This is a genomic window from Streptomyces sp. NPDC047017, assembly GCF_040644175.1.
In the GTDB taxonomy this organism is placed as follows: domain Bacteria; phylum Actinomycetota; class Actinomycetes; order Streptomycetales; family Streptomycetaceae; genus Streptomyces.
This window is the reverse complement of sequence record NZ_JBEYVW010000035.1, coordinates 22,887-35,098: the sequence shown is the minus strand read 5'-3', so window position 1 is coordinate 35,098 and position 12,212 is coordinate 22,887. Positions and strand designations below refer to the sequence as shown.

At 69.3% G+C, this 12,212-nt stretch carries 7 protein-coding genes and 5 pseudogenes; 6 read left to right on the top strand and 6 right to left on the bottom strand.

The annotated features are described in order from the left end of the window. Positions 1 to 667: 667 nt before the first annotated feature. Complete coding sequence (locus tag ABZ858_RS36240) at positions 668 to 877, bottom strand: hypothetical protein (RefSeq protein ID WP_361388955.1); 210 nt, start codon at positions 875 to 877, stop codon at positions 668 to 670. A 235-nt stretch (positions 878 to 1,112) separates the two neighbouring features. Further along, complete coding sequence (locus ABZ858_RS36235) at positions 1,113 to 1,526, bottom strand: hypothetical protein (RefSeq protein WP_361388952.1); 414 nt, start codon at positions 1,524 to 1,526, stop codon at positions 1,113 to 1,115. 165 nt (positions 1,527 to 1,691) lie between these two features. On the opposite strand from ABZ858_RS36235, the pseudogene ABZ858_RS36230 reads away from it, so the two are divergent. Then, positions 1,692 to 2,247: pseudogene (locus tag ABZ858_RS36230) on the top strand (transposase); the annotation flags it as partial. Between the two features lie 9 nt (positions 2,248 to 2,256). On the opposite strand, the gene ABZ858_RS36225 reads toward ABZ858_RS36230, so the two are convergent. Then, positions 2,257 to 5,109: an XRE family transcriptional regulator gene (locus ABZ858_RS36225; RefSeq protein ID WP_361388949.1), complete on the bottom strand. Its 2,853-nt coding sequence runs from the start codon at positions 5,107 to 5,109 to the stop codon at positions 2,257 to 2,259. Positions 5,110 to 5,325: 216 nt separating this feature from the next. Here ABZ858_RS36225 and ABZ858_RS36220 point away from each other — a divergent pair, with 216 nt between their 5' ends. The 3 genes and pseudogenes from ABZ858_RS36220 to ABZ858_RS36210 all read left to right on the top strand — a co-directional run bounded on the left by ABZ858_RS36220 (position 5,326) and on the right by ABZ858_RS36210 (position 8,316). Continuing rightward, positions 5,326 to 5,865 carry a winged helix-turn-helix domain-containing protein gene (locus ABZ858_RS36220; protein WP_361388946.1) on the top strand — a complete coding sequence of 180 codons (540 nt, stop codon included), beginning with the start codon at positions 5,326 to 5,328 and terminating at the stop codon, positions 5,863 to 5,865. Further along, positions 5,862 to 6,392 (top strand): annotated as a pseudogene (locus tag ABZ858_RS36215) (transposase). Before ABZ858_RS36220 ends, ABZ858_RS36215 begins: the two are co-directional and overlap by 4 nt. A 928-nt stretch (positions 6,393 to 7,320) precedes the next feature. Next, positions 7,321 to 8,316: a winged helix-turn-helix domain-containing protein gene (locus ABZ858_RS36210; protein ID WP_361388943.1), complete on the top strand. Its 996-nt coding sequence runs from the start codon at positions 7,321 to 7,323 to the stop codon at positions 8,314 to 8,316. 57 nt (positions 8,317 to 8,373) lie between these two features. Here ABZ858_RS36210 and ABZ858_RS36205 read toward each other — a convergent pair. Together ABZ858_RS36205 and ABZ858_RS36200 are read right to left on the bottom strand one after the other, a co-directional pair. Continuing rightward, a pseudogene (locus ABZ858_RS36205) lies at positions 8,374 to 9,086 on the bottom strand (transposase family protein). Positions 9,087 to 9,595: 509 nt separating this feature from the next. Further along, positions 9,596 to 9,934, bottom strand: a complete 339-nt coding sequence (locus tag ABZ858_RS36200) for a hypothetical protein (RefSeq protein ID WP_361388940.1) — start codon at positions 9,932 to 9,934, stop codon at positions 9,596 to 9,598. Positions 9,935 to 10,081: 147 nt separating this feature from the next. On the opposite strand from ABZ858_RS36200, the pseudogene ABZ858_RS36195 reads away from it, so the two are divergent. Further along, positions 10,082 to 10,411, top strand: a pseudogene (locus ABZ858_RS36195) (MarR family transcriptional regulator); the annotation flags it as partial. A 295-nt stretch (positions 10,412 to 10,706) separates the two neighbouring features. Here the strand turns inward: ABZ858_RS36195 and ABZ858_RS36190 are convergent. Continuing rightward, positions 10,707 to 11,153, bottom strand: a complete 447-nt coding sequence (locus ABZ858_RS36190; RefSeq protein ID WP_361388938.1) for a hypothetical protein — start codon at positions 11,151 to 11,153, stop codon at positions 10,707 to 10,709. A gap of 605 nt (positions 11,154 to 11,758) precedes the next feature. Between ABZ858_RS36190 and ABZ858_RS36185 the strand changes: the two are divergent. Then, a pseudogene (locus ABZ858_RS36185) lies at positions 11,759 to 12,142 on the top strand (transposase); the annotation flags it as partial. Between the last annotated feature and the right edge of the window lie 70 nt (positions 12,143 to 12,212).

Sequence of the window (12,212 nt, the reverse complement as noted above, 5' to 3'; positions counted from 1 at the left end):
ACCCCCCCCCCACAAGCACAGGGACGACGTGGCCTTGCGGACCTTCATCAGCGGGTTCATCGAGCAACCCCCGCGGACGCAGCAACGACCACCCGTGGCTCGCCGCCAGCACCCCGCCCGGCTTGCACCGGACGCTGTCGGCGGTGGAGGAGGCCGCGGAGAGCACGAAGCCGTGGTGCGGCGCAACGGTAGTGATGGCCGCGGCCGACGGGTGACGCGGCCGGTCGGCAGCGGCGGCCGGAATGGCGGCGATGGCGCTGGCGCAGCCGGGCTCCAACGGGTGGGCAAGCAGCTCGCCAACCGGGAGTGGTCGCCCGAGGAGTGGTTTCCGCACGACGAGACCGAGGACCGGCCCGAGCCGTCGTCGTTCCCTTCCGGGCACACCGCCGCCGCGGTCGCCTACACCGCAACTGCCGCGCCCGCTCTGGCCTGCTGCCGGGGTGACAGGTGCTCTGCCGGCCGCCATGGTGGCCGTGGCGCGGGTATAGTCCGGTGCGCCCTACCCCAGCGATGTCGCTGCCGGCGCCGTGATCGGGCCGGCCGCCGCCGCACTGACGCGTCGCGCGCCGCGCTGGCAGAACTTCGGGTGAGCCGCCTGATGCCCCCCCCCCCAGCGGGCGACGAGACTCAACTCGACTGGTCAACTCATCGGTCGAGACCCGCACGCTCAGCCGGCGCCGCTGATGACTCCGACCAGCGCCACGATGTCAACCCGTGCACCGCTGTCGCCAATGTTCTGAACGCGCTGTGCCCCGCCGAACTGGCCTGAGTCGCCGAGAAGACCGGCGGCCCCGCCTGGCTCCTGGCCGCCGTCCCGGTACCCGAAGACGAGGACGACGGCGTGGTGCGGCGGCTGGACGACGAACTCGGCAAGCACCCCGCCAACCAGCTCAAAGATCCATGGAGAAGCAGGTGATGCCATCCGGCCGCAGCGCAGGGCCTGGACGCGCTGACCCGATGCAAGGGCCCGGGGCCTGGGTCAGTGGACGGTGCGGCGCGCTTCTGGAAGCGGCCGGACATGATCACACCGTAGCAGTTGGCGACGACGGTCAGGGCGACGGGACCGCGGACGTGGGTCAGGACCCCGCCGCCCATGAGCTACGAACCGTCTGTCAGCAGTGCTGCAGCAAGTCGATGTCGTGCTCCCAACCGTAGTCGTCCAGGTTCACCTCGTTCACGTACACGTTGCGGTGCCCGGTGTCGTCGTCGGTGAGAAGCCACCACCCGCTCGTACGCCCGTTGTTCGTGTAGACCTCGCCGGCCGTGTAGCAGTAGAAGTAGCTGGTGCCGCGGTACAGGGTGCCCGCGTGGGACGAGGTCTTCGAGTCGGGGGTGTAGTGGGTCCACTGGTCGATGACCGTGGTCAGGTAGACCCTGTCTTGGACGGTGGCCGGGGCCAGCGTGTGGAACGAGACGGTCTTCGCCTGGGAGAGTGGCTGCGCCGCCACCGCCTGGGAACCGCCGGCGAGGAGCGCTGTCGCCGCCACGAGTGCGGCAAGGCTGCCTCGCAAGGAACGTGCACGCATGTGTCTTCCCCTCCTGTGTCGTTCCGGAGTCGTGCCGCCGAGACGGGACCCGTCCCGGTGGTCGAACCCGGTGTGAGGTCAACGTAGGTTCCGCGTCGAGGGGATCACCACGATTTCGAACACCGTCGAAACGTGCTGGAGCGCACGACGTGGTCGTCCTCCAGGGTCATCGAGGGCACCGTCATCCGCCTGGCTGTCGAGCACCTGCCCTCCGGCAGGGTGAACAAGCCGGTCTGGTCGTGGTGGTCACGGACCGGTGCCACCCCGGCCGACGTCGACCGGTGCCGGCAGGCGTTCCTGCGACGGTTCGGCATCGAGCACACCTTCCGCATGCTCAAGCAGACCCTCGGCTGAACCCGGCCCCGCCTGCGCGACTCGGCCACCGCCGACCGCTGGACCTGACTCATCATCGCGGCCCACACTCAGCTCCGCCTCGCACGCCCCCTCGCCACCGACCTCCGCCGGCCGTGGGAGACACCGGCGCCCCCGCGCAAACTCACCCCGGCCCGGGTCCGGCGCGGGTTCCGGAACCTCCGCACGACGACGGGGCTCTCCGGCCGGTGCACCGAAACCCACCACACCCGGCCCCGGACGCCCGCCGGGCTCGAAGAACCGGCGCCCCGCAACCCGCAACGACGTGGGACGAGTCCTCACCGGCGGCGAGGCATACCAGCGGCCAGCCCACCACAAGGCCGACACCAAACCCCGCCGAACTGGTTGAAAAACAAGCTCAGCACGGCTGACGGTAGGACACTTTGTTCAGGTAGCGTCGCCATTGCTCATGGGTGAGAGGTTGGCCGGCGTAGCTGCATGCGTGGGCGAGGGCCTGGCCGAAGTCGGCCGGCAGGGTATGGGTGGTCCCGTCGAAGACACCGGTGACCACTTGCTTGCCGTCCGGAGTGAACCTGAGACCCAGTACCGCAGTGCTGAATCCCGTGAGCACGGCCTCTCGCCGGGGCCATCCGTGTGGTGGCACTCGCCAGATCCGGGCGGTGCGGTCGTCGCTACCCGCCGTCAGCAGGCGGCCGTCAGGGCTGAACGCGACGCTGCCGACCACGTCGGTGGGCCCGTCCAGCGCGGCGAGCAGCACCGGGTGGTGCGTCCCCGCGACACGCCACAGCTTCACTGGACGGTCCCCGCCGCCGGACGTGGCGAGGACGCCGGTGCGCGGGTTGAAGGCAACGGAGAGAGCGGTCGTGCTGTGCGCCTGCCAGTCCGCGCGCTCGACGGGGTGAGCCGGAGACGTGGTGTCCCAGAGGATGACGCGCTCGTCTCCGCCCCCCGCGCTCGCCAGCAGCCGTCCGTCCGCGCTGAAGGCCACGGACCGCACTTCGTCCTGATGACCGGGCAGACTGACGCCGCGGACGGGCTTGCTGACGGACCGGGTGTTCCACAGCACCACGTTTCCGTCACTGCCGGCGCTGACGAGGGTCTGCCCGGAGGGGCTGAAGGCGAGCGCGCGTACGGTCTTCATGTGCGTCCGCAGGGTGGCGAGCCGGTGCGGCCAGTACGGGTCGGTGATGTCCCACAGGATCAGGGACCCGTCGGCTCCCGCGCTGGCCAGTACAGGGCGATGTGGGTGCATGGCCACTGCGTAGACGGCATCCCTGTGGCCGGTGAGCACGGCTGTCCTGCGGGGGTACCGTGCGGTGCGCAAGTCCCACAGGCGCACGGTGCGGTCCCATCCTGCCGTCGCCAGGATGCCGCCGTCCGGGCTGATGTCCATGGCGTACATCTCGGCTCGGTGCGCAGTCCATGTGGACATCAGTGTGCTGAGCAGCGCGTCGCGGCTGTACTGGCTGGGCTGTAGCCGGTAGGCGGCCAGGGCGATCTGGGTGGCGAGGCCTGGTGACCGGCGCGCCAGCGCGGTGGCCGCCGTGCTCGCGTTGTGGGCGACGGCTTCGTCGCGCTGGGCCGTGGCCTCGCGGTCGGCGTGCATGGCGAGGACGGAGGTGGCCAGGGAGATGGCGAGCAGCACCGCCGACGCGGCGATCAGCAGACGCCGTAGGCGCTCGCGTCGGTTCGCGGCGGTCCGGTCCGCACTCTTCGCCGCCAGACTCGCCTCAAGGAACTCCCTCTCGCGCGCGGTGAGGCCCGCTTCCTCGGCCCGGGCCAGAGGACGGGCCGCCTCCAGGCGTGCCCCTCGTAGCAGGGCCCCCGGATCCTGTTCTAGGTGCGCCCAGGTCGCGGCCGCTTCTGTCAACTGCCGACGGGTGCGCAGAAGCTCGCGGCCCTCCGCGAGCCATCCGCCGAGTCGCGGCCACCACCGGATGAGAGCTTCGTGCGTCAGATCCAGGTGCTGGCCGTCCACGGTGATCAGCCGTTCGGCGGTGGCCCGTTCGACGATCGCCACCGTGCCCGGATCGGGGGGCAGCTCGGAGCGGTCGATGCGGCACTTGCTGTACTCGATGCCCTCCCCTACGGTGACGAGCCGGAGAAAGAGGTGCCTGGCTGCCTCCCTCTGCCGCGGGCTGAGCGCTTGGTAGAAGCGTTCAGCGGTGCGGGTCAGGGCATGCTCGATGGATCCCGCACTCCGGCAGGCATCCATCGTCAGCAGTGTGCCCCGGCGGTGCCTCCATGTCTCCCGGAGCGCGTGAGAGAGCAGCGGGAGCGTCCCGGCGCTGTCCTGGGCCTGGGCGATCAGGTAGGCCAGCAGCCGCCCTTCGACTCGGCATCCGACCGCTTCCGCAGGACGGCAGATGGCTCGGTGGAGTTCCTCGGAGTCCATCGGGCCGAGCGTCACCATCGCCGCGTCCAGGGTTCTGGCGAGGGCGGCGTGGGCGATGCAGCGGGCGTAGAAGTCCGCCCGGACGCCCAGCACGATGCGGCACGCACTGTTCTCGGCGCGGGCGGCCAGGAGAAGAGCTTCGATGAAGTGGTCACGCTCTTCGCGGCGGGAGCAGAGCGTGAAGAGTTCCTCGAACTGGTCGACAATGAGGATCACTTCGTCCCGCCCGGGTTCCTCGGCGACGATCTGACGGAGCAGGAGATGCAGGTTCCCGGGGTCCGCCCGTAGCTCCTCTAGCAGACGGCCTGGCGTGGTGGCACCATGACCCGCCAGACGCACCGCCAGTTCCTCCAGCGGCCGGACACCTGGGGTGAGCGTGATGACGGCCCGGTCCTCGGCTCGCAGGTACGGTGACAGCCCCGCGTCCAGCACAGAGGACTTACCGGCTCCCGAGGCGCCGAACAGGGCGATGAACCGTTGATCCGTGAGCCGCCTCCGCAACTGCTCGACCACTCGTTCGCGCCCGAAGAAGAAGCGGCTGTGCCGTGAGCCGAAGGAGGCCAGCCCCGGATAGGGCGAGTCGTCCTGATCCGGTGGGGGAGCGGCGTCGTCCGCCGGGTCCTCGGCGAGAGCGACGGCGGCAGCCGTGGTGTGCCAGAAGGCCTCCCACCGCTCCACGTCGCCGCCACAGGCGCCGACATAACCCCGGGTCACCTCCAGGGACGGCAGCCTCTGGCCCGCCGCGGCGCTCGACAGCGTCGCCACCGAATAGTGCGCCCGTGCCGCGAGATCGCGGTAGGAGGGCCCGCCCGCTGCCCGGCGAAGTTCCCTCAGCTCCGCGGCGAACTGCACCACTGGGCCGTCGCCCTTGGGAAGCGGTGACTCTTTACGTGGCATGTTTCCCCCGATCTGACTTGTTCCGCCACAAGTGTCGTGACCTACGGAGATCAACGGTGGCGGGGCGACGACTTTCGGCCCGGGCCGCCCACCGTCCGGCTCGGTGGTTACTGAAGTTGAACTCGCGGAGTCGTAGGGGCTGACGGCTCGTTGTCCGTGCGGTATCACCGGGGCATGCGGTATCCACAAGGCGGCGGGCTGACTGCCGAACGGCAGCATTTCCGCGAGGAGTTACGGCTGCAGACGGCCGAAAGATTCGCCCGGGGTGAGGCGAGTTCGGTGATCGCCAAGGACCTGCGGGTCAGTGTCCGGTCGGTGCAGCGATGGCGGCAGACGTGGGACGAAGGCGGTCCGCTGGCTCTGCGGTCGCAGGGGCCGGCGTCGGTGCCGAGACTGACCGAGAAGCAGTTCGCACAGCTGGAGGCGGAGCTGGCCAAAGGGCCGGCCACGCACGGCTGGGAGGACCAGCGATGGACACTGGCGCGGATCAAGACGGTGATCGGCCGACACTTCCACATGACCTACACGATCCAGGGCGTGCGCAAGCTGCTGGTCCGTAACGGCTGGTCCTGCCAGATCCCCGCCCGCCGGGCCCTGGAACGGGACGACGACGCCGTGGCCGGTTGGGTGAAGGAGAACTGGCCCTGCGCGAAAGGCTTGCGGCGGCCCGTGGAGCCTGGCTCGTCTTCGAGGACGAAGCCGAATTCTCCATGACGCCGCCGCATGCGAAGACCTGGTCGCAGCGCGGACGGACCCCGGTCGTGCGGGTCCGCGGCCGTTCCCGCAGACGCATCTCCATCGCCGCGCTGACCTGCTAAAAAGCCGGCCACCGCTCAAAGCTGATCTACCGGCCGCGCCACGACGACGGCAGACGGGACGGGCGTAAGAGCTTCTCCTGGCGCGACTATCGGGACCTGCTGATCGCAGCACACCAGCAGCTTGGTGGCCCGATCGTGCTCGTCTGGGACAACTTGAATGTCCACAAGGCCGCCGGACTCCGGGAGTTCGCCGCATCCCGGGACTGGCTGACCATCTACTACCTGTCGCCCTACGCACCCGACCTCAACCCCGTCGAAGGGGTCTGGTCCCTCCTGCGGCGCGGCTGGCTCCCCAACGTCGCCTTCCACACCCCCGAACACCTCGTCCAGACCATCCGAAGCGGCCTGCGGCACATCCAGTACCGCAGTCACCTCATAGACGGCTGCCTCGCCGAGACCAGCCTGACGATCAGAACCAGCTGAGCAACGGCACGACATCACGAGTTCAACCTCAGCAGTCGGCTCCTCGGTCCAGCGGAGGACGCCTCACGCGGGAAGCCGTCACCGCTCGGAGGGCTCGTCCGGCCCGGCGGTGACGTGATGTTCCGCGATTGATTGTTCACCGCTCCGGTCCGGACACCGAACAAAGAGTTCCGGCTATCCCTAAGCCGAGAACCAGGGAATGGTCCTGAGCAAGCGCAACCCGCGCACAGGAGGCTCGATGCGCTCGGTACTGGTCACGGCAGCGGTGTTCGGCCTTCGTGACGAGCGGCGCGGCTGCCAGGGCCGCGGACACTACTCAGCAGTGCCGCGCGAGCTGGACATGCGCGAAGGAAGTGTGTCTCCGGGGGGAGGGCCAGGCAGAACTGAAGGACGCGCGCGGATGCAACCACAAGGTCTGCGTGAGCGTGACCGGCAACGCGTCGGGCTACACGACGCTCGGCAACTACAGCGGTACGAATCGCTTCTACGGCCACATCAACGCGTGGGGCCCCCGCCATGAGGGCCAACGGCCAGAACAGCGCCTATCCCGGCATGGTGGGGTCGGGCAGAGGGACGGGTCAGACCTGCGTCGAGGGGTGGGAGCTGTCCGGCGGCACCTAGACCTCTGTCGGGCTGCCCTGCAAGGACGTCGGCTGACGTCCGCGGACCGCGACCGGGGACGGGGTGAACCGCGGCCGTCTCCGGCGGAGATCGTAGATCGGCCGCAGGAGGCCCGGGACGCGCATGACCTCGGCCGGAAACCACCGGTCACCCGGACCGAGGGCCCGGGCGCCGGCACCGACGGGCCAGGAGGCGGTGCCGCCTGCCGCAGCGCACTCGGAGACCGCATGTGACGGTCGAGGCCCCAGCCTTTGGCGCAGCACTCCCCGGCTCTCTCTCCCCCCCCACGAAGTATGAAAGAGGCCGCATGCTCCGTATCCATTTCACCTCCCGCGACTTGCAGAACATCCGGATCTCGCGCCATCCCCAGCCGCTGTGGGAACTCATCTGCGCGACGTGCCGATCCGTCACACAACAGGGGCCGCTCGAATTCGGCGCATGGCGCCGCTCGGTGCGTGAGCGGCTGGCCGGGAATCCGGCCGCGAACCAGGCTGTGTCCATGCTGCGGACACTCGTTCCCCCGGCCGGGTACATTCCGGACTTCCTCACTCCCTCCGTTCCGGAGGGAGGCCTGCCCGCCGCCCTGGAGGAGGTGCGGGTCACCCCTGCCGACCGGCTGCGCCGCGACCTGGCCAGACTCCGGGTGACCACTCCGCTCCCTCCCTGGACCGCAGAGCTCGGTCGGCCGGGTAGCCGCGGTATGCGATCCCTGACGAAGGTCCTCGAAGTCTCCAGCAGGGCCCTGCTCGAACCGCGCTGGGACCACATCCGAAAAGCCATCGATGACGAGATCGACACGCGCTCCCGCGTCCTGCTCGACGGCGGCGTGCGCGCCCTGCTGGAGAGTCTGCGCCCGCTCGCCCAGTGGGGCCCGCCCGTGCTTGAAGTGGACTACCCCACCCACCGGGACCTCCGTCTGGAAGGCCGAGGACTGCTCCTCGTCCCCTCTTATTTCTGCTGGCGCAGGCCGACAGCCCTCGCCGATCCCACCCTCGGCCCCGTGCTCGTCTATCCCGTCGCAGCACGGCCGCTCGACGTCGTCCCGGAGAACGACAGCCGACTCGACCGCCTGCTGGGCCGTACCAGGGCATCCGTTCTCACCGAGGTCGCCCGTGGACGGCCCCGGAGCACATCCGAAGTCGCCACAGCCGTCGGCATAGCGCTGCCGAGCGCGAGCTACCAGTTGACCATCCTGCGTGACGGCGGACTGGTGACAAGCCACCGAGAAGGACAGCACGTGCGCCACTCGGCGACACCCATCGGCCACCAGCTCCTCGACGGAGACCGAGCCAGACTGCACTAAAGGGTGCTGCAGAAGGTTGGTGGTGGACAGGGTTGAGTGGCAGTTGAGCTGCTGTGTTCACCTTGTCAGGGCGAGGTTGTGCATGGTGGCGACGGCTTGGACGGCGTGGTGGAGGCCGTCGCCCCTTTGGCGGCAGTCGCGGAGGATCTTCCGGTTCTTCATCCGGGCGAAGCTGTGCTCGACACGGGCCCGGACGCGCCGGTGTTCGGCGTTGTCTTCCTCTTGGCCGCGCGGGAGGGGACGTCCGGCTCGTCTGCGGTGCGGGACGACCAGCCCGGTGCCCCGGTATGCGCCGTCCGCGATCACCGTCGTGCTCGCCGCCACGGCCGGCAGGTCTGACTCGCGCCAGACGTGTGCGTCTGCCTTGTTGCCGGGTGCCGGCCGGGCCGAGGCCACCACCAGGCGGGTGTCTGCGTCGATGATGACCTGCACGTTCGCTGAGAACCGGTAGTTGCGTGAGGAGGCTGCGACCTTACGGTCACGGACCGGGATCAGGGTGCCGTCCACGATCCATAACCGGTCGGTGCCCGGTACCGGCTGGGGCGCCGGCTCCAGCGCAAGCAGGGGTCGCAGGCGCTGGATGACCCGGCAGACGGTGGCAGGTGAGCAGCCGAAGAGCGGCGCGAGCTGCCGCATGGTGAGGTTCGTGCGGTAGTAGACGGCTACCAGCAGCACCCGCTCGGCCGGCGGAAGGCACCACGGCCGGCACCACCGGGGCCGTTGCCGCCCCGCTCCCGTACCACCCGAAGTAGCTTCTCAAAACGCCCCATCCGCAACCTGGTGAACGTCTCCACCCATACCGGCTCAGCTCGTCCGTGAGCTGCTCGGAGTCGGCAGCGCCTGCCTCGGCTGCCAAGCCGCGCATCCACTCACGGACCCGCTGCTCGTGGGTGACCGCGACTTCGTTCGCGGGGTGGGTATCTGGTGGCCGAGGGCATCTATGTTCAGGAAGTCGACCCGCTGCCGATGATGGACGTTGTCATCGACAACTCGACGTTCGCGCGTCCACAGATCGTGACACCGTGATGTCGGGACGGTGCTGACGGGCGGTTCGCGTCGAGGTCGTCGTCGGCAGCCGGCGTGCTCCAGCTGCCCGGGCCCGCGACGTCCGCGGGATGGCAGGCGGTCTCCCGGCCTGCTCGGCGTACTGCTCGACTCCGGGCGCGGCCCGTCGCCATGTCTTCGCTGACCGTCCCTGGTGTGCCGCCGGAGTTCCCTGGCGGGCGAGTGTCACACGGCGTGTGACACCAGGGCGCGGGAGGAAGGCCGGGACGCCGCCTCAGTACTGCACCGGAGCCTGGGCGGCTTGGGCGAAGTGCACGACTGCGGCCTTGGCTCCGGCGGCGACCTCATCGACCAGGTCGCTGCTGCGCGGGTGGGTCGGGTGCTTCATCGCCCAGAGCATGGAGAACTTGATGATCTGGTCGACGTCGCTCGGGCGCAGCAGGATCGCCTGGCCGGTGTGCAGCGGTTCGGGGGACTTGTACTGCCACAGACGGTAGAAGCGGCCGTCTTCGTCGTCGAAGGCCAGGTGCCGGTCGCCGTGGGGGTTGATCAGGCTGGTCGTGAAAGGCAGGTCCTTCGGGCCCGGCTGCCAGGGCTGTTCCTGCTGACTCAACGTGTCCTCCGTCGACGTGTGCTGATCACAACGGATCCAAGTGTGGCAGTGCCGGTCACCGACAGGTGGGCTTTCCGGCCAATGCGCCTGCTGGGCATGCGGTCACGGCGTGCGGGTTCCGCATCGACGTACCAGGAGGGGCACCCCATGGCGACCCAGCAGGTCTCCGACGCCGAACTCGCCGGGCAGCCCGCCGCATACTGGCCCGAGGTCGCCTACGAGGCGCTCATCGCCTGCACCCGGGCCCGGCAGGCCGAAAAGGGCTACATCCAGCACCAGTTCTGGCTGCTGCGCAACCTGTCGAAGAACGACATCTCACCCGACGGCGCGGGAATGACTCTCCCCGAGCTGCGGGCGGCCATGACCTCCTGCATTCGCCCCGTAGACGACCTGGCGGCCGAGGCCGAGGTGCTGTTGGAGCGTGGCCGGCTGACCCGGGACGCCGAGGACCGGCTGTGGCTCACCGAGGAGGGAGAACACAGGCCCGCGTCGATCCTCGCGCGCAACGCGAGCGAGAGGGCCGCCTGACAGACCGAGGAGCCCGGGCAGCGCTCCGCCCGTGGTGAGTTGACGCCGCGCTTCGGGAACGGCACAGGGCGGGCCCCTGGGGGTGCCCGCCCTGCGTGGAAGTCCTCCCCTTCGGGAGGAGACCCGGCCGTTGCGGACCGCTTGGGTTCACCAGGTGGACTCAAGCGGATCGAAGGTCGCTACGAACCCCTCCGTGCCGGACCTCGTGGGCTCCGGGGTGTGCGCGGACCCCCGGGTGATGCCCTCAGTACCACTTCGTGCAGGTGCGCAGCTTGCCGCCCTTGAGGTCCGCGCAGGCCCTGGACTTGTAGCCGGGACCGTCGTAGACCGCACCGACCAACCCCATGGACACGAAGCCGTCGCCCAGGGAGGTCATCTTGCCCAGCGTCTGCGTGTGCCCGGCGTGCTGCCGCTCGACCCACACGTGTCCGCCCTTGCCGACCCAGGCCGCGGCGAACACCCAGTCGTGGCCCTTCCTCTTCTCCGCGTGGAGGTTGACCGTCGCCTTCCAGCCGTGGACCTGCTTCCCGCGCACGGCCATCAGGCACTCGTGGTCGGTCGACAGCTTGTAGCTGCCACACGCGGGATAGTGCACCGGGTCCGACGCGGCGGACGCCGCGGTGGCGCTGGGCAGTACGACGGCGCCCGCGAGCGCCGCACCGAGCATCAGGGTCTTGATCGTGTTTCGCATGTCTCCCCGTCGTGAATTCCGTTGTGGCGAAGTCAGAAGTCAATGCTCCGCTGAGTGATCTTGCCACATATGGTGCGTGCGCCGTCCGAGCCCGGATCCACTGGTTGATTCCTGTGGATAGCTTCTCTGGAGACGAGGAAGTGCCTTGTGACCTGCGGTGATGGGAGTTCTTCACGCTTCCAGCACGCACGATCGGCAAGGCACTTCCGAGATGCAGTCTTCCCGTGCCGAGGCGAGGGTCTCCGCACGGTTTGATGATCCGAATCTGGTCGGGTACGCCGGCCTGGCCCCGGTGGTGCGGCTGGCCGGGCGGTGTGGACTGCCCGCACTCGTCGACGAGCACGTCCGGCTGCCGGCCTCGAAGGACGGCACTGGGACCTTCCCCGCGGCGAAGCTGATGTCGCTGGTCGGCGGCATGGCCGCCGGGGCGGACAGCATCGATGACATGGACCGGCTGCGGCACGGTGGGCTGCCGCGGCTGTTCAGCGGGGTGCGGGCACCGTCCACGCTGGGCAGCTTCCCGCGTTGCTTCAGCCACGGACACGTGAAGCAACTGCACGCGGTGGCCCGCAGCGCACGCCCCGCTGCTGCCCGGCGCCGGCCAGGTGGCCTACGTGGACATCGACGACACGATCCGCCGCACCCACGGCTCCGCCAAGCAGGGAGTCGGCTGCGGATACAGCAAGGTCAAGGGCTTGAACGCGCTGATCGGGATCGTCTCCACCCCGCTGGCCGCTCCGCTGATCGCCGCCACCCGCCTGCGCAAAGGACCGTCCAACTCCGCCCGGGGTGCGGCTACGTTCATCGCCGAATCGATCCGCACCGCGAGAGCGTGCGGCGCGAACGGGCTGCTCATCGTGCGGGCCGACTCCGCGTTCTACGGCGCCGATGTCGTGAACGCCTGCCGGGCCCTGGGCGTCCGGTTCTCCATCACGGTGCGGATGAACACCTCCGTCAAGCCCGCGATCACGGGCATCGACGAAACCGCATGGAAGGCGGTCAAGTACCCCAAAGCGATGTGGGACGAGGAAGGGCAATGCTGGATCTCCACCGCTCGCC